The following is a 22,703-nucleotide window of genomic DNA, read 5'->3' on the forward strand; positions in this document are numbered from 1 at the left end:
CGATTGTGACTTTTATAACTACATCGAATTTCTTCATCTAATCTTTAGAAATGAATGGTATATTATAAATATACAAATTATTTATTATATTTATAAAGCCCATATAATTTGGTAGGATATTATAAATATATTGATTAAATAGGAAGGAGTGATCGTATGTTATGGTCAATTATTGTTGGTGGTTTTATCGGTTTTCTTGCAGGAGCCATCACTAACAAAGGTGGAGCAATGGGCATTATTGCCAATGTTGTTGCTGGTTTAGTTGGTTCGTCTGTAGGTCAAGCAATATTTGGCATATGGGGTCCTAGTTTAGCTGGCATGGCATTAATTCCTTCTGTTCTTGGCGCTGTAATTGTTGTTGCTGTTGTTTCGTTTTTCTTCGGGAAAAAGGGATAGTAATCTATTTTTAAAAGTATAGATAACATATATAGCTAACATAATTAAAAATGATTTTATATGAAAGGATTCATAATTATGGCATTAGAAGATAAATTAAATCAAGCTAAAGGTGCATTAAAAGAAAATGCCGGTAAATTAACTGGTGACAAAGAATTGGAAGCAGAAGGTGCTGTAGAAAATACAGCTGCAAAAGTTAAAGACGCTGCACATGATGTTGCTGAAGATCTCAAAAAAGCAGCTGAAGATGTTAAAGATGCTGTAGATGGTGCGATTAGTGGCGTCAAAAATGTTCTTCATAAAGACGATAAATAATATTATATAAAGGTTATAATTAGTAATAAAAAACCAGTAAATCTTGAGATTTACTGGTTTTTGTTATATAAGTTTGTTTATACATTGAAGCGGAAATGGGTTACATCGCCGTCTTTCATAACGTAGTCTTTGCCTTCAAGGCGTACAAGGCCTTTTTCTTTAGCCGCGTTTTGGCTACCGCAAGCTTGTAGATCATCAAAGGAGACAATTTCAGCGCGGATAAAGCCTTTTTCAATATCCGAGTGAATTTTACCAGCAGCTTGAGGTGCTTTGGTGCCATTTACGATTGTCCAAGCACGAGCTTCCATTTCACCAGCTGTGAAGTAATTGATAAGACCTAAAAGTGCATAACTTGCTTTGATAAGTTTAGTTAAGCCAGACTCTTCAAGGCCAAGATCTTCAAGGAATGCAGCGGATTCTTCTTCGGATAACTCTGCAATTTCGGACTCGATACGTGCGGACACAACAACGATACCAGCGCCTTCGTTTTTCGCATATTCCTCTACGCGTTTTACATATTCGTTGGCAGAATAATCAGATACTTCATCTTCGGAAATGTTGGCTACATAAAGAGATGGTTTAGCTGTAAGCAATGTCAACTCTTTGATCATTTCCAATTCTTCTTCTTCAAGACCTTGTGCACGAACGGGTTTTGCTTCACCTAAACCTTCGATGATACGCTCTAATAATGGCAGTTCAGCACGAGCATCTTTATCGCCAGATTTGGCGATTTTTTCGATGCGTTGTTTTCGTTTTTCTACGGATTCAAGATCAGCAAGGCAGAGCTCAGTATTAATGATTTCGATGTCGCGAATTGGATCAATAGAGCCAGAAACGTGAGTGATGTTAGGGTCATCGAAACAACGAATAACTTGTGCTATCGCATCTACTTGGCGGATATGGCTAAGGAATTTATTACCCAAACCTTCGCCCTTGGATGCACCTTCTACGAGGCCAGCAATATCTACGAAGCGCATAGCAGCAGGGAGGATGCGTTTGGAACCGAACATTTCAGCCAATACAGCTAAACGATTATCTGGAACGTCAACGACACCTACATTAGGTTCAATTGTACAGAATGGATAATTGGCAGCTTCAGCGCCCGCTTTTGTGATAGCGTTGAATAATGTACTTTTACCAACATTTGGAAGGCCTACGATGCCTACTTCTAAATTTGTGCTCATGGTACCACCTTTTATTAACAAATTGATTTCGTTCTTTGTGAAAGTTTATAGCAATAGTTTGTTATAAACCTTATCAAATAAATATTATACCATACTAATAGGATGGAATTACTCAATAAATATAAAATAGATTATTTCAAAGTGCTATAATATAAATAGAGTTAAATATATTACTTAAATAATGTGATAAGTTCATATTAAAATATAGGATTAATATAGATTTTTATTCGCCATAACTATATTGATATAATTTATAGGTGTATATATTAATAGGGTATGGAATGTATCCAATCATGTTAATGTATATATTTTTAAACCTATATAGTGAAAGCTAATAGGAAAGGAAGTTCAGTATGTTTTCCAAGCTATTTGATAGTTTCTTAGTCCATTATTTAGAACGCTTTAATGATCATTGTTTTACCGTAAAAATTGGAGATAATGAATATACAATCGGTGACGGAGAATCCGAGTTTACCGTCATCGTTAATCGCGATATTCCCAAGAAAGATTTGTTAATATCCGCAGAACTCGCCCTCGGTGAAGCGTATATGCGTAAAGATATCGAAATTGAAGGGGATTTGTTTAAAGCCCTTTGTGTAGTCCTTGGTCATGTAGGTAAGGACTCTATCAATCGTAAGGTACTTAGCTCGCTCTTTAATGCAGGTCTTAAAAAGAAAGATCAAAAACAACAAGTATCTTCCCATTATGATTTAGGCAATGAATTCTATAAATTGTGGCTCGATGAAACCATGAGCTATTCCTGTGCGTATTTTAAGCATGAGAATGATAGTCTTAAAGATGCGCAATATCAAAAGGTTCATCATATTCTCGATAAATTGTACTTAAAAGAGGGAATGACTTTACTTGATATCGGTTGCGGATGGGGATTCCTTCTCATTGAAGCGGCTCGTAAATACGGTGTTAAGGGCTATGGGTGTACTCTTTCCGAAGAACAATGGAAAAAAGGGCAGGAACGTATTAAAGAATATGGTCTTGAAGGACAGGTTGAGATTGAGCTTATAGATTATCGCGACGTAGCGGCTTCCGGGCGTACCTTTGACCGCATTGTCAGCATCGGAATGCTTGAACATGTAGGTCGGCCTAATTTTCCTCTGTATATGGAGGACGCATCGGATATGCTTAAAGATGGTGGTTTGTTCCTGCTTCACTACATCAGTGATCCCTCTGAAAAGGAAACAAGTGCCTGGATTCGTAAATATATCTTTCCGGGTGGATGTTTGCCGTCCCTTCGCGAAATGGTCACTCTCGCTTATGACTATGACATGAATGTCATCGATGTTGAAAGTTTACGGTATCACTATTATAAGACTTTAATGCATTGGTATAACAATTTCCAAGGCGTCCGTGAGCAAGTAGAAGCGAAACGGGGGAGTGAATTCGTACGCATGTGGGATTTGTATCTTTGTGGATGTGCGGCAGGTTTCTACATCGGTAATATGGACTTGCATCAAATTTTGATGACAAAAGGTGTTACGAATGAGTTACCGTTAACACGTTGGTATTAATTAAACGTAAAATAAGGTTAATAGAATAAAAAAGAGACCATCTGGTATGGTCTCTTTTAATGTGTATGAAAAAGGCCCTCATCTATTAAGTCGATGAGGGCCTTGCTCTATTATAGAGAATGTGCTCTTAATTCTTCAGCAGATTGTGTGGAAATCCAAGCTGGTGGAATGTCGAATACTGTATAGCAACCTGTGCCGCCGTGTTTAGCAAGTCGGTAGAGACCACGAGCGTAAGCAACAAGTGCAGAGCCTGTGAACTCAGGGTTAGAGTCAAGTTTCAAAGAGTACTCGATAACGTGACGTGTGCCTTCTGTACTTTCACCAGAGCGAAGAACGAAGCCACCATGTGGAATGCCTTTGTGGTCGCGATCAAGTTCTTCTTGGGAAATGAAGTTGACTACAGTTTCATAGCCTACGAAGTAGTTTTCCATAGTTTTGATTTCATTTTCGATTTTAGCTTTGTCCGCATCAGGAGCAGCTACTACGTAGCACTCACGAAGGTGACCTTTGTAGCCATCGACGTCTGGAGTTTCGCCGTTACGGATAGCTTCTAGGTATTGTTCTTTAGGAACAGTATATTGACGAGCGTCAAGAACACCATCGATACGGCGAATGGCATCGGAATGGCCTTGGGATACACCGCGGCCCCAGAATGTGTAGGATTTACCTTTTGGTAAGATTGCTTCCGCGTAAACGCGTTGCAAAGAGAACATACCTGGATCCCAACCACAAGAAATTAATGTAGCAGTTTTGGCCTCTTTAGCTACTTTGTCTACATTAGCGAAGTGTTCAGGAATACGTGCATGTGTATCGAAGGAATCGATACAGTTAAAGTATTTTGTTACCATCGGTGTTTGTTCGATAAGATCTGTTGCAGAACCACCACAAAGAACCATTACATCGATTTTGCCTTTAAAGTTAGGAATATCTTCCATCGTGTAAGTAGGTACACCAGATACAGTTTCAATACCTTGACGGCGAGAGAATACGCCGATGAGCTCCATATCAGGTTGTAACTGAACAGATGCTTCTACGCCACGAGCTAAGTTGCCGTAACCAACGATACCAATACGAATATTCATATTAGCCTCCTATATAAGTTGAAATTTAATAATTAACATATTTATTATAGCATAAAATTAATAGCTTTTAATATTTTTCTATAGAATTTATTAGATGGTATAGAAAATAATTAATATCTAATTTAAACAAGTAATTTGTGCACAATTATATCGATACATATCGTGTCGTTATGGGGGACAAATAAAAAATCATATGAGTAGAAATTGACACATATACCCTGAATCTAGATACAATTAAATTGGTTATATTAGCTAGTTATGTTCATAGTTGAAGTGTTAAGGAGGTATAATATGAGAAGAAATGTAAAAGCTGCTGTTATTGCTGCATTAATCGTAACAGGTGCTAATGCTTTTACCATGGTATCAGCCACAACTGTAGAAAGTCATACAGACGGAAAATCCATTGGCCTTAATTTGTGGGGGGAAAAGAGACATTATACAGATGACTTAACTGTTAATGTATCAGGTTTAGGTGTAAATGGAACAAAATATCATAATAATGTTACAGGTATTTACGCCCTTGATGGGACACAAGTCGCTATTGATAAAAATGTAACTGTAACAGTTAAAAATCCAGCGCCTGCAGAAAGTGGCGCGAAACGTAGACCTGATTTGGCACATTATTACATGAGCGGTATCTATGCTGGTTATGGTGGACTTACTAATGATGGAAATAACGATGATACTCGAATTACCGTAAAGGGTAATGCTAAAGTCGATGCTGTTGGCGTTGGTTTGCAAGCCAATAAAGATGGATATATTCGCATATTAGGTGGGGCTGATATAAAAACATATCCTTTAGATACCTCTGATACCTATTCTGCATTATCTGAAGAAGGTTTTGTTTATGTAAATACGGGTATGGATGGCTTACATCCGGGAACGAATGATGTGAAGATGTATGGTAATATAGGATTTTTAGATAAAAACTATGGTATAGACAAGAATCCACATAACCATGGATCTGAAATTTCTTTAGGTTTAACAACACCAAATTCTAAATTGGTAGGTGGTGTGCTGAATGAATTTGATGAAAGCAACAACAATCCGTACCATGGTGGTTTGCGATTGTACTTACAAAATGGTGCGACTTGGCGCAATGAATGGCTAGGAGCTGAGCGCGTATATCCTACACAAGGTCGTCCTAATAATGCAAACTATTTATATACTGGTAGTCGTGTAGAACATTTTATTGGTGGTAAAGATATAAATAGTCAAGGTATTATCCAAGCCGTAGATCCACGACCAATTACTATTAACAACTATGCTGGTCATGCAGCTATCGACTATGAAAAGGGAGCCCCTGCGACTGCACAAGGTAAGGGCAAAGTCGTTATCAACCATGCTGATAAAGGTTCTTCTGTGACTATGCGCAGTTCGGCAGATGCACTTAAAGGGTATGTAAACGTAGACAACCCACGAGGCACTTTGCAGCAGTTGGCTAATAAATTAACATACGCTGGCTTTACTAAGGGTGAACGTAATTTAAATGTGAATGTTCAAGTCGATTCAGGCCTTATTAGCCCTGCATATGCTACTAAGCTTGGTACAGATAGTTTTACTGTTGATGGGAAACCTAGTATTACTGACCAAGCGGTTGTGACAGCTCGTGAAAGCGAAGTTGTTTCTGGTGCTAAGAGTGCGTTAGTCTCCTCTGTGATGCAAATGAGAGCCGATACGAATGATTTACAACGTCGCCTCGGTGATGTGCGACTCAACTCCAATAAGCATGGTGTATGGGGGAAATACATCGGTGGTAAATCTAAAATTACGGACAGTGCCTATGTAAACCAAACCTATAATATGGCGCAAGTAGGCTATGACACATTGCGTGGCGATTGGACTATTGGTGGGGCCTTGTTATATGGTACAAGTAATAGCGATTACGCTTTAGGTTCAGGGTCTGGTAAAACTGCGGGTTTAGCATTATACGGTGCAAAACAATACAATGATGGTCGTTACTTCGATGTTATTGGTAAAGTAAGTCGTTTGAAAAATGATTTCACTGTACGTAATAGCTTGGGTACAAGCTTGAGCGGAGATTACCGCAATACAGGTACCTCTTTGAGCGTTGAATATGGTAAACGAATCAAGAAAGACAATGGTTTCTACATCGATCCTAACGCAGAATTGACGCTTAGTCGATTGTCTGGTGTAAACTTTGATGCTCGTACAAATACAGGTAGTACAGTGCACATTAACTCTGATGCGGTGAATTCCGTTATCGGTCGTATCGGTGTAGGTATTGGCAAGGAAAGTAAGAACAGCAACCTCTTTCTCAAAACTGCATTAGCGCATGAATTCTCTGGTAAAATGAAAGCTACTTATAGGATGACCGGTGAGCCAACTACAGGTAGTGAAGTGAACCTTAAAGATACATGGTTAGATCTTGAACTAGGTGGTTCATGGAGCGTACGTCCTAATACATATATTTATGGGACTTTCACTAAAAACTTTGGTGCTATCGTAGACAATTCCTATCGTATTGACGCAGGGATTCGTCATAACTTTTAATTAATGGTAAATATAGTGGACACAAATAATATGGGGATATTATTTGCTAGTACTATGGTGTTAAGGAATATAAGGAATACTAGAATTAAATATTCATATATGTAAGGGTATATAAAAAAGACCGACTACATTCCTATTGAAGGACTGTAATCGGTCTTTTGGTTTTATAGATATAAACTATTTTAAATCACATAATCCAGATTTAATGTAATCTAAATATAAATCAAGATATAAATCTAAACCTAAATATAGACATAATCATATTAGAATTGTAATGTTTTGATTCTTTCAACGGCACGAATTGTATTTTCACGGCTACCGAATGCTGTCAAACGAAGGTAACCTTCACCATGAGGGCCAAAGCCAGAGCCTGGTGTAGATACGATTTGAACTTGTTTGAGCAAGATGTCGAATAATTCCCAGCTAGTCATGTTGCCAGGTGTTTTTAGCCAAATGTATGGAGCGTCAACACCGCCGTATACAGTAAGGCCGATAGATTCAAGGCCTTCTTTGATGATGCGAGCATTTTCTTTGTAGTATGCAATGTTTGCACGTGTTTGCTCACGACCTTCTTTTGTGTATACTGCTTCAGCACCGCGTTGGATGATGTAAGGAACACCATTGAATTTAGTACATTGACGGCGGTTCCACATAGGGTTTAGCGGTTGGCGTTCACCAGATTTAGTTTTGCCAGTGACCTCTTTAGGTACTACGGCGTAAGCACAACGTGTACCAGTGAAACCTGCAGTTTTGGAGAAGGAACGGAACTCGATAGCTACTTCGCGAGCACCTTCGATTTCGTAGATAGATTTTACAGTATCTTCTGTGCTGATGAAAGCTTCGTAAGCGGAGTCAAACATCAAAATCGCATCATTATCTTTACACCATTTGATCCATTCTGCTAAACGAGCACGGCTCAAAACAGTACCGGTTGGATTGTTAGGTGAGCAAAGGTATACGATGTCTACGCGTTCAGAAGGGAATTCTGGAGAGAAGTTATTTTCTGCGTAAGTAGGGAGGTATACAACCTTTTGGAAGATGCCATCTATAGCTTCGCCAGTACGACCACCCATAACGTTGGAGTCTAAGTATACTGGGTACACAGGATCTGTGATAGCAATGATGTTATCTTCGCTGAATAACTCTTGGATATTACCAACGTCAGATTTTGCACCATCGGAAACGAATACTTCGTCAATAGCGATATCTACGCCTAATGGTTTGTAATCGCCATCAACAATAGCTTGACGTAAGAAGTCATAACCTTGCTCAGGACCATAACCGCGGAACGTTTCAGCTTTACCCATTTCTTGAACTGCTTTGCTCATAGCGTCGATAATTGCTGGAGCAAGAGGTAATGTAACATCGCCGATACCAAGACGAATAATATCTGCATCTGGATGAGCAGTTTGGTATTCATTTACCTTTTTAGCAATATTAGCAAATAAATAAGAACCTTGAAGGTTTAAGTAGTTTTCATTGATATTAGCCATGATGACTCCTTTTTATAATTAGATTTCTCTATATATAGTAAATTATATAGAATAATGACGCAAGGATTTTCTATAGAATTTTTTCTTAATCTAAATAGTGTAAATAATTTTAGTATAAAAGATTATAATATGAGGAATTTATTACTCGTTGATTGTATTAAAGTAGAAATATAGGAAGATAGTATTCGCATAGAATTTGATTTCTTCATTATTTACTCATAAAAAGATCGTTGATATAATGAATCTATAATAAAAGCATTAATTTATTATAGATAATACAGGGATAGTGTTAGTAGTTATGTGCAGTGGGGTAAATTGCTATTAAGGGAGGCGTTTATAATGTTAAAGTCTAAAGAGGCATATGAATTTATTTGTAAAGGTATTAATCGAAAAGATAAATTTGATGAGTTTGAAACCCTTTTTGGGCAATATAAGAACGATACAACAGAAGATACTGTTAATATAAAAAAAGTAAAGCAAAGAGATAACGATGGAGATATAAAAAGATTTGCAGCAAACTTTTATAAGTCATCTATTGTAAATTACAAAGGCTATGTACAAGGAGCGTCGCAAGCGGACAAAAACCGCTATAGTGAAGTTATTGCCAGTACTCTTTTATCAAAAAATCTTTTAAAGACATGGACAGATTTAAAGCCAGTACGATCTAACCATTTTGATACAAATCATTCCCCTTCCGAAATAGTAGATATGAAAAAGCTGCAAGGCACAAATCGTAAAGAAGAAATTTTAGCGAAATTGTTGTTTTATCAACGTGAGGTTGATGGATTAGGCTATATCTTTGATTATCAAACACCATTAAAGGCGACACAAAATGATTCTTACGGAAAAATAGATTTATTAGGCTATAACACTGATGACGATTGTTATTCTGTAATTGAATTAAAATATCGTCCATCTGGTAGTGAGGAAACTTTACTACGCTGTGTTTTAGAAGCTTATACATATTATAAATTGCTTGATTTAAAACAGATTAAATCCGATGTTGATCACGCTGGCATAAAGGCTCTAAAGAAAGAATTACCTAAATATAAGCACACTGATAAGTCTGAATTAGTAATTTTATTTGATGAAAAATCTTGTACAGATGATGATGGTGGGGTAGAGACTAATTTGTTGCTTCGTATTGATCCAGTGGTAGTGGATAAACCTAACTATCCGTCTAAAACTGTTGTGTCACAACAGTATAAAGAGTGTCAGGAATTAATTAATCCAAGTAAAAGAAAAAATCTACGAGCTTTATGTGAGGCTATATTAAAACAAGAGTCTAAATTGAAACAAATTCGATTCGTTGTCCTAAGAACAGAAGATATAGATAAAGCTGTCCCTTTAAAAAATGTGCAAAAGTGGTCTTCAGAATTAGATCGCTCTTATCGAGCAGAAACGTTGCTAACGATTACTGGTAAAGGTTAAGTATGAATGTAGTTATACACCGTGGCACTCATCAGATTGGTGGTAGTGCTATAGAAATTAGTACAGCATCTACTCGCATTATGTTAGATTTTGGTAATGAATTAAGTTTAGATGAAAAGTACACACCTATAAATCTGGATATAGAAGGCGTTACAAAAGGAAAGCTGGATTGTGACGGTATTGTGATTTCTCATTATCATATGGATCACTTAGGCCAACTAACCTCTGCACTATCAGAAATTCCATTATATATGGGTGAATTAAGTAAGGAAATCGCGCTAATAGGTGCTGAGTATCAAGATAGAGGTTTATACTTGCGCTTATTAGGTGCTAATACATTTCGTGGGGGAGAGGCTTTCACTATTGGTGGTATACGGATTAGGCCTTTGGTTATTGACCATAGTGCCGCTGATAGTTATATGTTTGTTATTGAGACTGAAGGTAAACACATTTTATATACAGGTGATTTCCGGATGCATGGGCTGCGTCAACATGTATTAGAGAAGTTAGTTAAGACCTATATAGGTGAGGTTGATGTATTAATTACAGAAGGAACTTCATTATCTAGAGATGCCAATGACCCTATAGCTGAAGTAGCTGTATTAGATGATATTTCTTCTTATATTCAAGATGGAAAATATGTTTTTGTTATGTGTTCCTCTACGAATATTGACCGTATTATGGGGATTTGGCAGAATATGCCAACTGATAAAGTACTCATTTGTGATGCTTATCAGAAAAGAATATTAGATACTGTGATTAATAATGTATATTATGAAAGTTCTTTGTATCGTAGACATGATAGCCCATTAGTTATTGATAAAGGACGGTATCCTAAATACTATATGGAACATGGATTTGTATCCTTAGTAAGAGGGACAGAAAATTTTATTTCTAAAATTAAAGAGTTCCCTAAAGATGATGTACGTATTATATATTCCATGTGGACAGGATATATTGAGGAGAATTTAGCATTGAAAGAATTGTTAGATACATATCCATCTTATATATGTCATGCCAGTGGTCATGTCTCAAAGGACGATTTAGTTCAGTTCATAGAAATGGTTGATCCTGATATTGTTATTCCGGTTCATACTGATATCCCTGAAAAACTAAAGAGAATACTGCCTAATAGAAATGTTTATGTCGTTAATGATAAAGAGCCATTTATCATATAATTCCTTTAAGAAATTCTATTTATGTTGTATAATAAATAAAAAGAGAGCCATCAACGTGTGGTAGTGTTAGGCTCATCTTATAAACTGTTTTAAGAGGATTGCCTAGCGTGCGAGTATTTTGAATGCTCTGTTGCGTTAGGCTTTTATCTTTACACTATTTGAATAGTGCAAAGAGTGATAGTGCTTATAGACCAATTTTTGCGTAGTATTTTACTACGCTTTTTTATTGAAAAAATCAAAACTTTATATAGCATTAATTTTATTTCTGATATAATCTAAATGAATACATATTATAGTGCGGTTTTATATGAAAGTGGTGCCTTTATGCTGACGATTAACAATAAAGGATGGCTTTTTACTTCTATATTAAGTGCTTTGATGGCGTTTACGTCGTTATCGACGGATATTTATTTGCCTGCCATGCCTGAGATGGGGCGTGATCTCAATGGTGATGCGGAGTTAACGTTGACTGGTTTCTTAATAGGTTTTGCGCTAGCTCAGCTTTTCTGGGGAGCTGTTAGCGATAAAATTGGTCGTAAGAAGCCTTTGATTATAGGGATAGTCTTATTTATCATAGGGTCTGTGGGCTGCGCCCTAAGTTCGTCTATGCTAGAATTACTAGCTTGGCGCGTATTCCAGGCTTTTGGTGCCTGTGTAGGACCGATGCTATCGCGGGCTATGATTCGGGATTTATATGGTCGGACTGAGGCGGCTAAAATGTTGTCTACATTGGCCATTGTTATGGCTATAGCGCCTATAGCAGGCCCAATGTTAGCGGGGCATTTACTTGTATGGTATACATGGCATTCTATATTCTGGTTGCTTGTTGGTATAGGACTTTTAATGCTCGTTGCCGCACTGGTGATTCCTGAGACACATCCCGTAGAGAAGAGGAGCAAAAAGTCCATAGGTCATACCTACAATAACTATTGGATTTTATTACGCAATAAAGGTTTTATGAAATATACCTTATGTGTTAGCTCATTTTATATTGCCATTTATGCGTTCTTAACGGGATCGCCTTATGTATATATAGATGTGTATGAAGTGCCCAAAGAATATTTTGGTTATCTCTTTTCTGTTAATATTATTGGTGTTATGTTGTTAAGTGCCATTAATCGTCGTATTGTTAGTGCTATACGCCTTGATAGACTATTGAAATATGCCACACTATTTGCTGCTGTTTGTGTATCCGTTGTTATGGGCTTGATGTTCTTAGGTTACCATTCATTGTGGTTAATCGTTATTGGCTGTTTTTTATTCTTCTCCATGAATGGTATCATTGCCGCTGTAACTAATGCATTAGCTTTAGATAGAGCAGGTAGAATGGCTGGATCTGGGGCGGCACTATTAGGTGCCATGCAATATGGTAGTGGTATTGTGTCATCGTTGATACTTACCTTCTTACCAAATGATACGGCCTATCCTATGATGGGTGTAATAGCCATATTTGTAATTATCTGTGCTATGATTGCCTTTCCTGAGGATGAAAAATATAATCGTATATAATATTGGTAAAAGCAAGGGTTTTAATTTGAATCCTTGCTTTCATCATTTTTTTAGGTTATAATAGTAAGGCTTATTGATGGTAAGCACTTCCTACCCCTATGTGTCGATAGGGGCATTAGTCCGAAAGAGGAGGTGATTTTGTATGAACAAATACGAAGTCATGTTTATTGTGAAACCAGCTGAAGAGGAAGCAACTAACGCTGTTATTGAAAAAGTAGAAGCTTTAATTGCTCGTGTAGGCGGCACAGTAGAAAAGGTAGATCGTTGGGGCAAGCGTCGTCTTGCTTACGCGGTGAAGAAATTCACTGACGGTTTCTATGTATTGATTAACTTTGAGGCAGCTCCTGCTGAAATCAAAGAAATCGATCGTGTATTGAAAATCAACGATGAAGTCCTAAGACATCTAATTGTTAAACACGAAGCATAATTAAAGCCTGGAGGAAAACATGAACTCTGTACAAATTCTAGGTAATTTAGCTCGTGATCCTGAAGTACGCTATACCAAAACTGGTCGTGCGGTAGCAACTTTCACAGTAGCTGCCACAAATACCTATATTGATTCCACAACAAATGAGACGAAAGAACAAACTGCTTTCATCAACTGCGTTGCTTGGGGTAAACTTGGTGAAGCGGCAGGCAATCTTCGTAAAGGCAGTCGTTGTTTTGTAGAAGGTCGTTTGCAAACTCGTTCTTACGAGACTCAGGACGGTCAAAAACGGTACGTTACTGAAGTAGTAGCGAACTTTGTGGGCCAATCCCTTGATATGAATACTAATTCTTTCGAAGGTGGGTCCAATTTTGATAGTTTCAGTACAGGCGGCGATGACGAAAACATCCCGTTCTAGTGTCAGGGACTCCTACTAATTCGAAAAGGAGGATTCGCAATGAGAAGAGATAGAGGCAGAAAGCCAAGAAGAAAAGTATGCGTTTTCTGTGCAGACCATATCGATCAAATCGACTATAAAGATGTTGCTAAACTTCGTCGTTTTACGACTGAACGCGGTAAAATCTTACCTCGTCGTATTTCCGGTACTTGCGCAAAACATCAACGCAAATTGACTACATCTATCAAACGTGCACGTGCAATTGCTTTATTGCCATTCACTGCTGAATAATTGATGAATCAAGGCGGTACAATCATTTGGTTGTACCGCCTTTTTGCTATACAAAAAAAGAAGCTATCCGTTGGATAGCTCCTCTTTGTTATACAGCTTTATATTTTTTAGGTGGTTCACCATTTTCGGCGGCTTCTTTATCGGCGCGCCATTTGCGTTCGAAATATTTATGATACTCAAGCGGGATATCATCAGGTGTAGCTGTTTCGTAAAAACTACAAGTACCTCGACGTTGTGCTTCTTCATAGAACCAGGTTTTAAACTCTAGCATGGATAAGCGGGTTTGTAGGTGCTCAATTTCAGCTAATACGCGATCTCGCTGATTTCTGATAATAGATAATCGATCGTTGATGCGGCTATCGCCTTCAACGCAGCAGTCGATAAAATGTTTGATTTCTTTTATAGGCATACCCGTACGTTTCATACATTCGATTAATTCTAGCCAATCCATATCTTCTTCTCGAAATATACGGATACCTCCACTAGAACGTTCTACGAAAGGCAATAAGCCCTCCTTGTCGTAATAACGCAAAGCAGAGGGGGCTATGTTTAGTTTTTTTGCGATTTCGCCAACAGTATATGTCATTGAACCTCCTAATATATATCATTTATAGATGGATATAAAAATTGTAAATGTAAGATGTATTGACTTAAACCTAACTTTAAGTTTTATACTTGGTACATACTTGAAGTATAACACTAGTTATTTTTAGTGACAATCTTTATAATCTTTATACTATTTGATGTATAGTGATTGTAGTTGAAGTAATTATAATTTGTATTGAAAGGATTACCATGAACTTAATTGATGTAAAATCCCCAGCCGATTTAAAAGGCTTATCTATTTCTGAATTAACAGATTTGACAGCACAAGCTCGTCAAGCTCTCATGACAAAGGTTTCTGAGCACGGCGGTCATTTTGGTCCACCTATGGGTGCAGCAGAAATGATTATGGCCTTGCACTATGTATTTAATTCTCCTGTAGATAAAATCGTATATGATGTATCCCATCAATCGTATGTACATAAAATGGTTACAGGACGTGCCATAGCATTTTTAGATCACGACCATTATGATGATGTAACAGGCTATACGGACCCAACTGAAAGTGACCATGATTTCTTTAACATTGGTCATACATCTACATCGATCTCTTTAGCATCTGGCCTGGCTACTGCTCGAAATCTAAAGGGAGACTCTGAAAATATTATTGCTATCATTGGTGATGGTTCTTTATCTGGTGGGGAAGCCTTTGAAGGTCTTGATTATGCCGCAACATTAAACAGTAATATGATTATTATCGTAAACGATAATGACCAATCTATTGCAGAAAACCATGGTGGTTTATATCGTGGCCTTCGCGAATTGCGTGAGTCTAATGGTGAAAGTTCTAACAATATCTTTAAGGCTCTTGGTCTAGATTATCGTTTTGTAGCAGATGGCAATGACTTGGAAACATTAATCAATGTGTTTAAGGATGTAAAAGACATTGACCATCCTATCGTTTTACATATAGTTACTCAAAAAGGTAAGGGCTATGCCATTGCAGAGCAAAATAAAGAAGCCTTCCATTGGACAATGCCCTTTGATTTAGAAACAGGCAAACCAAAAGAAGAGGAGAATGGTCCAACGTATGCTGGTACCATCGCTAATTACTTGATGGAGCAAATCAAAGTAGATCCAACTGTGGTAGCTATTAATGCGGGCACACCAGGTGGCTTTGGTTTTACTCTAGAATGGCGTAAGGTAGCAGGCAAACAATATATCGATGTAGGTATTGCAGAAGAACATGCCATCGCAATGAGTTCTGGTATTGCTAAAAATGGTGGTAAACCAGTATTTAATGTATATAGTACATTCTTACAACGCACTTATGACCAATTGGTGCAAGATCTTTGTGTGAATAATAATAGTGCGGTCATTATCAATCATATGGCATCTGTATATGGAATGAATGATGTAACGCATTTAGGTTTCTTTGATATTCCTATGCTTACTAGCATTCCTAATTTAGTATACTTAGTACCTACTAATAATGAAGAGCTATTGGCTATGACTGAATATGCTGTGCATCAACACGAGCATCCTGTAGCAATTCGTGTTCCTGTAGGTGAATTCACAACTACAGGTGTAGCGGATACAACGGATTATAGCATCTTGAATAAATCTGAAGTGACTCGCCGTGGTGAAGGGATTGCTTTATTAGGTCTTGGTAATTTTTACCATTTGGCTAATCAAGTGGCCGATGAATTGGCTAAAGAGGGTATCCATGCAACTGTAGTAAATCCTAAATTTGCGTCTGGCCTTGATGAAGAACTACTAGAAGAATTGAAAGCAAATCATTCTGTAGTATTTACATTGGAAGATGGTGTAGTTGAAGGCGGTTGGGGCCAGCGTGTAGCTAGCTTCTATGGTCCATCTAATATGCGTGTTAAAAATTATGGTATTGCTAAAGAATTCCACGATCGTTATGATGCAACTGAATTGTTACGAGAAAATGGCGTTTCTCTAGATCAGATTGTGGCGGATGCAAAACAAGTGTTATCTGTTTAGTTTGATAAAATATTAAATAAATAATTCTCTGTAAATACAGTAGAAATCTGGAATTGGCAGATTTCTACTGTGTTATTTTTTTATTTCATACTTTATAAAAATATAATATTTCTTAGGTAGATTAATAGCTTTTACTCCAAGTAGTCCATAGTGATTACCTCGGTTATATTTTGATTAGACACCTAAATCATAACACAAGGTTTACTATGGATTTTTTATTTGTTCAATTTCATTCTATAATTAAGCGTGGTTTATAAATATATAATTTTTATAGATAAATATATATAATTTATTAAAAGATTATAGATTTTTTTCGAATAGGACTATAAAAATTAGATGAAGTATTATATAATAATATCTACAGTATGTATTACAGTAGAACAGTAAAATAAATCCATTGATAATGTACGCTACTATTGCAGTATTATACAATTAGTATTAATGATAAGGGAGATTGTAAGACTTTGAAAAGAGTATTAACCTTAACATTAGCCGTGGCCATCGTTGCCGGTGGCTATATGTTTGAGGCTAATGGGGCGGGAGAACAACCTTCTAAACAGGCACCATCTATATCTGAGATAAATATATATACGCCAAAAGAGCTTAATGCACGTCAGAAAGACTTGGTTGAAATCGGCCGCTATACTGCGTCTGGTGATCAAGGTGCATTAAAGAGTGCAATTGCATCTGCTATTGAGCGAGGCACGTTGACGCCACAAGAGGTGAGTATTGCCATTCGTCAGCTTTACTCTGCTGCGGGCTTGAAACAAATGAATGCTGCTTTAGCTACATTTGATCAATTACGTGATGAACGCCCTGAGTTTGGCGATGAGTACGAAAAATTAGTTCCAAAGCAAACAGGACTTAGTGCTTTATTGGGGAATGGCACTAATGGGGCACCTTTAACAAAGCCGAAAGCTGAGGAAACAAAAGAGGGGGTTCAATATAATACGTTCCGTATGAAAAAACCAAAACCTCAAAATCGTAATCGTTCACGTTTAGGTAAATTGGACCGTGAATTGGTCGCTGCGGCAGCACTAGGTACTCGAGTTGGTAAAAATAATCTTTTTACTGCAGCTGAAAAGAGTTTATCTGAACTTGGCCTAAGTCAATATCAAATTGAAAATTTAGAAGCTATGATTTTCCAATAAAATGTAGACCTACTTCTTTCGGAAGTAGGTCTTTTTTTATGGCTTCTACTTTCACAGTTTTAATGATTAGGGTTAAATCCATAGAATGTAATTGACGTTTAAGGTCCCCTTTTCTATAATTAATAAGATAGGTATATGACCTGTAATAATAAATATAAACAAATATAAATATATTATTAAAAATAGATGTAAGGAGAAAGTATGCGCCTTCGTAGAAAACCATGGATTGATGAAGCTATCCACGAATATGACTCTCACATCATTTTGTCTGGCCAAGAAGAGTTTAAAGGCAAGTGGCGTGAATTATTTGAACATCCTGAGTACCCATTATATATGGAACTAGGGACGGGGAAAGGTCGCTTTATTGCGGGGATGTCTGAAGCGTATCCAAATGCTAACTTCGTAGGTTTTGAAGTACAAATGGGTGTTATCTATTATGCAGCACAAAAAATCTTTGAAGGAGAGCGAAACAATGCAAAGGTCTCTCTATTTGATATTGCAGGTATCGAAGAGATAGTGGCACCTGGAGAAGTTGATCGTTTCTATATTAACTTCTGTGATCCTTGGCCTAAGGCTAAACATGCAAAACGCCGCCTTACATATCACACATTCCTTGATCGTTATGCCCGCCTTTTGAAAGATGGTGGAGAAGTTCACTTTAAGACAGATAATGAAGGGTTGTTCATGTTCTCTCTTGAAGAGTTTAAAGCGTGTGGTTGGGAGCTTAAAAATGTAACGTATGATTTACATAGCACAGACCTTCCAAATGTAAAAACTGAGTATGAAGAGAAATTTAGTAAAAAGGGACAACCTATTTTTCGCTTAGAAGCAATTAAGCCAAAAGTTCAAAAGGAGGCTTAACATGCAAACACTGAATAAGGGGGATAGTCGGTGGGGCTCACTCTTTAAAAATGACTTACAAGGTATGCTCTTACCTATTCTTCTCATTACAATTATAGGCAGTGTAAATATCTTTAGTGCTACGTATATCAGCTCTATCTATGAAAATACGGGATTATTAGGATACTTTTTAAAACATATGACATTCTTGTTTTTGTCTATGGCGGCAGGTGTCATATTGTATCGTTACGATTACCGTCAGTTACAGAAGCCTCACATGTTGCAAAGAATTATGATTGCTACACTAATTGGGATGATCTTGGTTCTTGTAATTGGTGCAGTCATTAATGGTGCGCGTCGTTGGATTGTTATTGGGCCTGTATCGATTCAACCTTCAGAATTTGCGAAATTAGCTGCCCTGATATGGACATCAGCTAAATTGAGTACCATGCGAAAATGGGGAAAACCAAAGCATACTAACCCTCTCATTAATTTACAAGGTTATTTTAGTGAACGTATAAGTTATATGTTGCCCATGTTAATATGGCCAATTATATTTGCAGGCTTAACAATCTTGCAACCAGATATGGGCACGACCGTATTGATTTTTGGCTTTTCTTTTGTGCTCATCTATTTAGCGGGCTTTGATGGAAAATTCTTTGGCGGAGCTTTTGTGATAGCTGGATTTCTTGGCTTTATTGCAGCTCGTATGTCGCCATATCGCTGGGAACGTATTCAATCTTGGTTTGATCCTTGGCCTCATGCGCAGGATATGGGGTATCAAACAGTTCAAGGGCTGTTGGCCGTAGGTTCTGGCGGTATTTTAGGCGAAGGCTTTATGCAAGGTACATCAAAGTATTTTTACTTACCAGAAGCACATACGGACTTTGCCTTTGCTGTATGGGCCCAAGAAATGGGTTTCATTGGTGCAGTATTTGTTGTCGTTCTGATTGCAGCTTTTACCTATTTTGGGTTCCGCATTTCTAATAAGGCTCGTGATGAATTCGGGAAATGGTTAGCAATGGGCATAACATTGCTTATCAGTGGTCAGGCTTTGTTTAACATCGCCATGGTATGTGGTATCATGCCTGTAACAGGGGTACCATTACCGTTTGTTAGTTATGGGGGCTCTTCATTATTGATGAATTTCATGGCTATTGGGTTGTTGGCAAGCATTGGTCGTCGTAATGTAGAAGGGGTAAAACAAGTTGGTACAGCTGAACCATTACCATCTTTGCGTGAAGAAACACAAAGTCGTTTTAAGCCTGCTGCTACGACGCATACTAATAAGACAAATATGCCCGGACCGTTTAAACCACGACCTTCTAAAAAGTCAGCTCGTAGACAGACTAAATTTGAACGTTAATACCTAACTTATGTATCATAAGATGAATCTATTTGTGTAAATTCATAGAGTATATTTAAGGACTGTACTATATGAACTTAGCATCGTTATATTGTGTGTGAGGAGAAACGATGAAAGATTATATTGATATTCAAGAACGCCCATCATGGGGCCGAATGTTACCACTTAGTTTTCAACATTTATTTGCCATGTTTGGCTCTACTGTATTAGTACCGTATTTATTAAAAGTAGACCCTGCAACAGCATTGTTTATGAATGGTATTGGTACATTATTGTACTTATTCGTGTGTAAGGGTAAGATTCCTGCATATCTTGGTTCCAGCTTTGCCTTTATTGCGCCTGTAGCAGGTGTGTTATCTGCAGGTCTTGGTTATGAAGCGGCAAAAGGGGCCTTCGTTGTATTTGGTCTATCTTTTGTAATTTTATCTGTTCTTGTACGTTATATTGGTACGCGTTGGATTGATAAATTATTCCCACCAGCTGCTATGGGTGCTATCGTAGCGATTATCGGCTTAGAATTAGCACCAGTAGCGATGAGTATGTCTGGCCTTATCGGTAATCAAGATTTAGGCATGAGCCATAGCCAAGCTGTTATTATCTCTATGTTTTCCTTAGTTGTTACCTTACTAGGAACTGTTGTGTTCCGTGGTTTCTTAGCTGTTATTCCTGTTCTTATTGGTGTTGTATCCGGTTATGTATTGTCTGCTGTGATGGGAGTTGTTGACTTCTCTGGAGTAGAAGCTGCTCCTTGGCTTTCATTGCCTCAGTTCTACGGCATGCCTGTGTTTGATATCAATGCGATTATCATGATTATGCCGGCGCTCTTCGTAGTATTTGCAGAGCATGTTGGTCATTTAGTTGTTACTAGTAATATTGTCGCTAAAGACTTGATGAAAGAGCCAGGTCTACAAAGATCCTTGCTTGGTGATGGCCTTGCAAATATTCTTTCTGGTTTCTTTGGTGCTACACCAAATACGACGTATGGTGAAAACATCGGCGTACTTGCAATTACTCGTTGTTTTAGCGTATGGGTAATTGGCGGTGCTGCAGTGCTTGCGATGATTATATCCTTTGTTGGTAAAGTGGCAGCACTTATTCATGCTATCCCAGTACCTGTTATGGGTGGGGTTTCTATTCTCTTGTTCGGCATTATCGCAGCATCTGGGTTGCGTATGCTTGTAGAACGTAAGGTGGATTATACAAACCCTGTTAATATGATTCTTACATCCGTTATCCTTGTGGTAGGTCTTAGTGGTGCAGAACTTGCGGTTGGACCTGTAGTTTTAAAAGGGATGGGGCTTGCTACTGTAGTAGGTATGGCGATGAGCATTTGTTTGTTGATCCTTCAAAAAACAGGCGTTGGCAATGACCAATTGAAAAAAACAGAAGTATAACCTTATACGACTTTAAGCTCTTGGCATAGAACCTTGAGATTAAAGTGAATTGATTTGTATTCAATACAATAAACGACTACTGAATCAGATTGTATCTGTGAAAGTAGTCGTTTTTGTTTAGTATCTTTATAATTTATCTTCAATATTGTATAATAAACATATAAGTTGTATAAAATTAATTTTAGAGAGGAGGGCCTATGGAGTTTTTAATATGGATGGCTATCGGTGTTTCTTTGATGGCTGTAGAACTCGTAGTACCAGGCGGTATTCTAGGTCTTATCGGTTACTGCGCGTTTCTATGGGGCGTTTATGTAGCTCTTGGGGAAGGTACGGTAGCATTGTATGCTGTGCTAGGATTAACAGCCTTGTTAATTGTCATTATCATTGTGTTCTTTAATCACTTTGAAAAGACGTGGATAGGCAAATTGTTTACCTTAGGGCAAAGGTCTACGACAAAAGCTGGTTATGTATCTAATGATGTATTAGAAGATTTGACTGGCAAGGAAGGCGTAGCTCATACAACACTACGCCCTGCAGGTATTGCTAAGATTAATGGTAATTTGGTAGATGTTGTAACCGAAGGTGACTTCATCGATGCCGGTTCACCTATTGTGGTCCTTCGAGTTGTAGGTGGTCGCAATATTGTTAGAAAGCGAGATTAAGCTTTCACAACATCGTCGTAAATTATGGAGGTTATTATGGATGTAGGTATTTTAATTTTGATTCCCATTCTGCTGATTGGTATTATGGTATTTTTATATGTTGTGCCATTAGGGCTTTGGGTATCTGCTTTAGCAGCGGGTGTTAATGTTGGTATCTTTACACTTGTAGGTATGCGCTTGCGTCGCGTAAATCCGTCTCAAATTGTAATGCCGTTGATTAAAGCTAATAAAGCGGGGCTTGATGTGAATGTAAATCAGTTGGAAGCTCATTACCTAGCAGGTGGTGACGTTGACCGCGTTGTAGATGCTTTGATTGCCGCTGAACGGGCATCCATTCCGTTGACCTTTGAACGTTCCGCAGCTATCGACCTCGCCGGTCGTGATGTATTGGAAGCGGTTCAAATGTCCGTTAATCCTAAAGTGATTGAAACTCCAATTATTTCTGCGGTAGCAAAAAATGGTATCGAATTGAAAGTTCGTGCTCGTGTTACTGTACGTGCGAATATCGATCGCCTCGTTGGTGGTGCTGGTGAAGCCACAATTATTGCCCGTGTAGGTGAAGGTATCGTAACGACTGTAGGTTCCTCTGAAGAACATACAGATGTATTGGAAAATCCAGATCACATTTCCCGTACTGTATTGGGTAAAGGCCTTGATGCGGGTACTGCATTCGAAATCTTGTCCATCGATATTGCTGACGTAGATGTGGGACGTAACATCGGTGCTCAATTGCAAACTGACCAAGCGGAAGCAGATAAGAAAATTGCTCAAGCTCGTGCCGAAGAACGCCGTGCAATGGCGGTTGCGACAGAACAAGAAATGCGTGCTAAAACACAAGACATGCAAGCTAAGGTTGTGGAAGCACAAGCTGAAGTTCCTAAAGCGTTGGCAGAGGCTTTCAGAAATGGTAATCTAGGCGTTATGGATTACTACAATATGAACAATATTATTGCAGACACTAAAATGCGTGAAAACTTAGCAGATGGTGAATAGG

The 22,703-nt window shown here is 37.9% G+C and carries 21 protein-coding genes; 17 read left to right on the plus strand and 4 right to left on the minus strand.

Going from position 1 to position 22,703, the window contains the following annotated elements:
- Window positions 1–156 precede the first annotated feature (156 nt).
- On the plus strand, window positions 157–396 hold the full coding sequence (locus PK1910_RS09555; protein ID WP_287511519.1) for a GlsB/YeaQ/YmgE family stress response membrane protein: 240 nt from the start codon (window positions 157–159) through the stop codon (window positions 394–396).
- 60 nt (window positions 397–456) lie between these two features.
- Window positions 457–711, plus strand: a complete 255-nt coding sequence (locus PK1910_RS09560) for a CsbD family protein (RefSeq protein ID WP_287511520.1) — start codon at window positions 457–459, stop codon at window positions 709–711.
- 77 nt (window positions 712–788) lie between these two features.
- Here the strand turns inward: PK1910_RS09560 and ychF are convergent, their stop codons facing one another.
- Window positions 789–1,895 (minus strand): redox-regulated ATPase YchF, encoded by a 1,107-nt coding sequence (gene ychF / locus PK1910_RS09565; protein ID WP_004693813.1) that lies wholly within the window; start codon window positions 1,893–1,895, stop codon window positions 789–791.
- Between the two features lie 353 nt (window positions 1,896–2,248).
- Here ychF and PK1910_RS09570 point away from each other — a divergent pair, with 353 nt between their 5' ends.
- Window positions 2,249–3,421, plus strand: a complete 1,173-nt coding sequence (locus tag PK1910_RS09570; RefSeq protein ID WP_331298875.1) for a cyclopropane-fatty-acyl-phospholipid synthase family protein — start codon at window positions 2,249–2,251, stop codon at window positions 3,419–3,421.
- A gap of 110 nt (window positions 3,422–3,531) precedes the next feature.
- Here the strand turns inward: PK1910_RS09570 and PK1910_RS09575 are convergent, their stop codons facing one another.
- A complete protein-coding gene (locus PK1910_RS09575; protein WP_008602878.1) occupies window positions 3,532–4,503 on the minus strand; it encodes a diaminopimelate dehydrogenase in 972 nt (323 codons plus the stop codon).
- A 291-nt stretch (window positions 4,504–4,794) separates the two neighbouring features.
- On the opposite strand from PK1910_RS09575, the gene PK1910_RS09580 reads away from it, so the two are divergent.
- Window positions 4,795–7,017, plus strand: a complete 2,223-nt coding sequence (locus PK1910_RS09580) for an autotransporter outer membrane beta-barrel domain-containing protein (RefSeq protein ID WP_287511522.1) — start codon at window positions 4,795–4,797, stop codon at window positions 7,015–7,017.
- Between the two features lie 263 nt (window positions 7,018–7,280).
- Here the strand turns inward: PK1910_RS09580 and PK1910_RS09585 are convergent, their stop codons facing one another.
- The gene (locus tag PK1910_RS09585) at window positions 7,281–8,510 is read right to left on the minus strand and encodes an LL-diaminopimelate aminotransferase (RefSeq protein ID WP_287511523.1); all 1,230 of its coding nucleotides are present in this window, start codon (window positions 8,508–8,510) and stop codon (window positions 7,281–7,283) included.
- A gap of 339 nt (window positions 8,511–8,849) precedes the next feature.
- On the opposite strand from PK1910_RS09585, the gene PK1910_RS09590 reads away from it, so the two are divergent.
- From PK1910_RS09590 to rpsR, 6 genes are all read left to right on the plus strand, one after another.
- Window positions 8,850–9,941, plus strand: a complete 1,092-nt coding sequence (locus PK1910_RS09590) for a hypothetical protein (RefSeq protein ID WP_302146821.1) — start codon at window positions 8,850–8,852, stop codon at window positions 9,939–9,941.
- Between the two features lie 2 nt (window positions 9,942–9,943).
- A complete protein-coding gene (locus PK1910_RS09595) occupies window positions 9,944–11,119 on the plus strand; it encodes an MBL fold metallo-hydrolase (RefSeq protein WP_287511524.1) in 1,176 nt (391 codons plus the stop codon).
- Window positions 11,120–11,443: 324 nt separating this feature from the next.
- Window positions 11,444–12,628, plus strand: coding sequence for a multidrug effflux MFS transporter (locus PK1910_RS09600; RefSeq protein WP_215676299.1), 1,185 nt, complete (start codon window positions 11,444–11,446; stop codon window positions 12,626–12,628).
- A 142-nt stretch (window positions 12,629–12,770) separates the two neighbouring features.
- Window positions 12,771–13,055: a 30S ribosomal protein S6 gene (gene rpsF, locus PK1910_RS09605; protein WP_004693799.1), complete on the plus strand. Its 285-nt coding sequence runs from the start codon at window positions 12,771–12,773 to the stop codon at window positions 13,053–13,055.
- A gap of 19 nt (window positions 13,056–13,074) precedes the next feature.
- Window positions 13,075–13,473 (plus strand): single-stranded DNA-binding protein, encoded by a 399-nt coding sequence (locus PK1910_RS09610; protein WP_004693797.1) that lies wholly within the window; start codon window positions 13,075–13,077, stop codon window positions 13,471–13,473.
- Between the two features lie 39 nt (window positions 13,474–13,512).
- Window positions 13,513–13,743 (plus strand): 30S ribosomal protein S18, encoded by a 231-nt coding sequence (gene rpsR / locus PK1910_RS09615; protein ID WP_004693795.1) that lies wholly within the window; start codon window positions 13,513–13,515, stop codon window positions 13,741–13,743.
- An 88-nt stretch (window positions 13,744–13,831) separates the two neighbouring features.
- Here rpsR and PK1910_RS09620 read toward each other — a convergent pair whose 3' ends face one another.
- Entirely contained in the window at window positions 13,832–14,329 is a 498-nt protein-coding gene (locus PK1910_RS09620; RefSeq protein WP_287511526.1) for a MerR family transcriptional regulator, read from the minus strand.
- 209 nt (window positions 14,330–14,538) lie between these two features.
- Here PK1910_RS09620 and PK1910_RS09625 point away from each other — a divergent pair, with 209 nt between their 5' ends.
- The 7 genes from PK1910_RS09625 (at window position 14,539) to floA (ending at window position 22,702) form a co-directional block, all read left to right on the plus strand.
- On the plus strand, window positions 14,539–16,296 hold the full coding sequence (locus PK1910_RS09625) for a 1-deoxy-D-xylulose-5-phosphate synthase (RefSeq protein WP_287511527.1): 1,758 nt from the start codon (window positions 14,539–14,541) through the stop codon (window positions 16,294–16,296).
- Between the two features lie 464 nt (window positions 16,297–16,760).
- Window positions 16,761–17,447, plus strand: coding sequence for a carboxymuconolactone decarboxylase family protein (locus PK1910_RS09630; RefSeq protein WP_021147750.1), 687 nt, complete (start codon window positions 16,761–16,763; stop codon window positions 17,445–17,447).
- A 201-nt stretch (window positions 17,448–17,648) separates the two neighbouring features.
- Complete coding sequence (trmB, locus tag PK1910_RS09635; RefSeq protein WP_008602852.1) at window positions 17,649–18,308, plus strand: tRNA (guanosine(46)-N7)-methyltransferase TrmB; 660 nt, start codon at window positions 17,649–17,651, stop codon at window positions 18,306–18,308.
- 1 nt (window position 18,309) lies between these two features.
- The gene (locus PK1910_RS09640) at window positions 18,310–19,653 is read left to right on the plus strand and encodes an FtsW/RodA/SpoVE family cell cycle protein (RefSeq protein WP_287511528.1); all 1,344 of its coding nucleotides are present in this window, start codon (window positions 18,310–18,312) and stop codon (window positions 19,651–19,653) included.
- Between the two features lie 110 nt (window positions 19,654–19,763).
- Window positions 19,764–21,047, plus strand: coding sequence for a uracil permease (uraA, locus tag PK1910_RS09645; RefSeq protein ID WP_008715436.1), 1,284 nt, complete (start codon window positions 19,764–19,766; stop codon window positions 21,045–21,047).
- Window positions 21,048–21,244: 197 nt separating this feature from the next.
- A complete protein-coding gene (locus tag PK1910_RS09650; RefSeq protein ID WP_287511529.1) occupies window positions 21,245–21,709 on the plus strand; it encodes an NfeD family protein in 465 nt (154 codons plus the stop codon).
- 36 nt (window positions 21,710–21,745) lie between these two features.
- Window positions 21,746–22,702, plus strand: a complete 957-nt coding sequence (floA, locus tag PK1910_RS09655) for a flotillin-like protein FloA (protein WP_004693762.1) — start codon at window positions 21,746–21,748, stop codon at window positions 22,700–22,702.
- Window position 22,703 lies beyond the last annotated feature (1 nt).

It is taken from the genome of Veillonella parvula (assembly GCF_036456085.1).
Classification (GTDB): domain Bacteria; phylum Bacillota; class Negativicutes; order Veillonellales; family Veillonellaceae; genus Veillonella; species Veillonella parvula_E.

Excerpts from the sequence above, each read along its gene's own strand:
- PK1910_RS09625 (WP_287511527.1), top strand. The coding sequence starts at position 14,539 with ATGAACTTAATTGATGTAAAATCCCCAGCCGATTTAAAAGGCTTATCT.
- PK1910_RS09610 (WP_004693797.1), top strand. The coding sequence starts at position 13,075 with ATGAACTCTGTACAAATTCTAGGTAATTTAGCTCGTGATCCTGAAGTA.
- ychF (WP_004693813.1), bottom strand. The coding sequence starts at position 1,895 with ATGAGCACAAATTTAGAAGTAGGCATCGTAGGCCTTCCAAATGTTGGT.
- PK1910_RS09555 (WP_287511519.1), top strand. The coding sequence starts at position 157 with ATGTTATGGTCAATTATTGTTGGTGGTTTTATCGGTTTTCTTGCAGGA.
- PK1910_RS09590 (WP_302146821.1), top strand. The coding sequence starts at position 8,850 with ATGTTAAAGTCTAAAGAGGCATATGAATTTATTTGTAAAGGTATTAAT.
- PK1910_RS09585 (WP_287511523.1), bottom strand. The coding sequence starts at position 8,510 with ATGGCTAATATCAATGAAAACTACTTAAACCTTCAAGGTTCTTATTTA.
- PK1910_RS09580 (WP_287511522.1), top strand. The coding sequence starts at position 4,795 with ATGAGAAGAAATGTAAAAGCTGCTGTTATTGCTGCATTAATCGTAACA.
- rpsR (WP_004693795.1), top strand. The coding sequence starts at position 13,513 with ATGAGAAGAGATAGAGGCAGAAAGCCAAGAAGAAAAGTATGCGTTTTC.
- PK1910_RS09570 (WP_331298875.1), top strand. The coding sequence starts at position 2,249 with ATGTTTTCCAAGCTATTTGATAGTTTCTTAGTCCATTATTTAGAACGC.
- rpsF (WP_004693799.1), top strand. The coding sequence starts at position 12,771 with ATGAACAAATACGAAGTCATGTTTATTGTGAAACCAGCTGAAGAGGAA.
- PK1910_RS09620 (WP_287511526.1), bottom strand. The coding sequence starts at position 14,329 with ATGACATATACTGTTGGCGAAATCGCAAAAAAACTAAACATAGCCCCC.
- trmB (WP_008602852.1), top strand. The coding sequence starts at position 17,649 with ATGCGCCTTCGTAGAAAACCATGGATTGATGAAGCTATCCACGAATAT.
- PK1910_RS09595 (WP_287511524.1), top strand. The coding sequence starts at position 9,944 with ATGAATGTAGTTATACACCGTGGCACTCATCAGATTGGTGGTAGTGCT.
- floA (WP_004693762.1), top strand. The coding sequence starts at position 21,746 with ATGGATGTAGGTATTTTAATTTTGATTCCCATTCTGCTGATTGGTATT.
- PK1910_RS09575 (WP_008602878.1), bottom strand. The coding sequence starts at position 4,503 with ATGAATATTCGTATTGGTATCGTTGGTTACGGCAACTTAGCTCGTGGC.
- PK1910_RS09640 (WP_287511528.1), top strand. The coding sequence starts at position 18,310 with ATGCAAACACTGAATAAGGGGGATAGTCGGTGGGGCTCACTCTTTAAA.
- PK1910_RS09560 (WP_287511520.1), top strand. The coding sequence starts at position 457 with ATGAAAGGATTCATAATTATGGCATTAGAAGATAAATTAAATCAAGCT.
- PK1910_RS09650 (WP_287511529.1), top strand. The coding sequence starts at position 21,245 with ATGGAGTTTTTAATATGGATGGCTATCGGTGTTTCTTTGATGGCTGTA.
- uraA (WP_008715436.1), top strand. The coding sequence starts at position 19,764 with ATGAAAGATTATATTGATATTCAAGAACGCCCATCATGGGGCCGAATG.
- PK1910_RS09600 (WP_215676299.1), top strand. The coding sequence starts at position 11,444 with ATGCTGACGATTAACAATAAAGGATGGCTTTTTACTTCTATATTAAGT.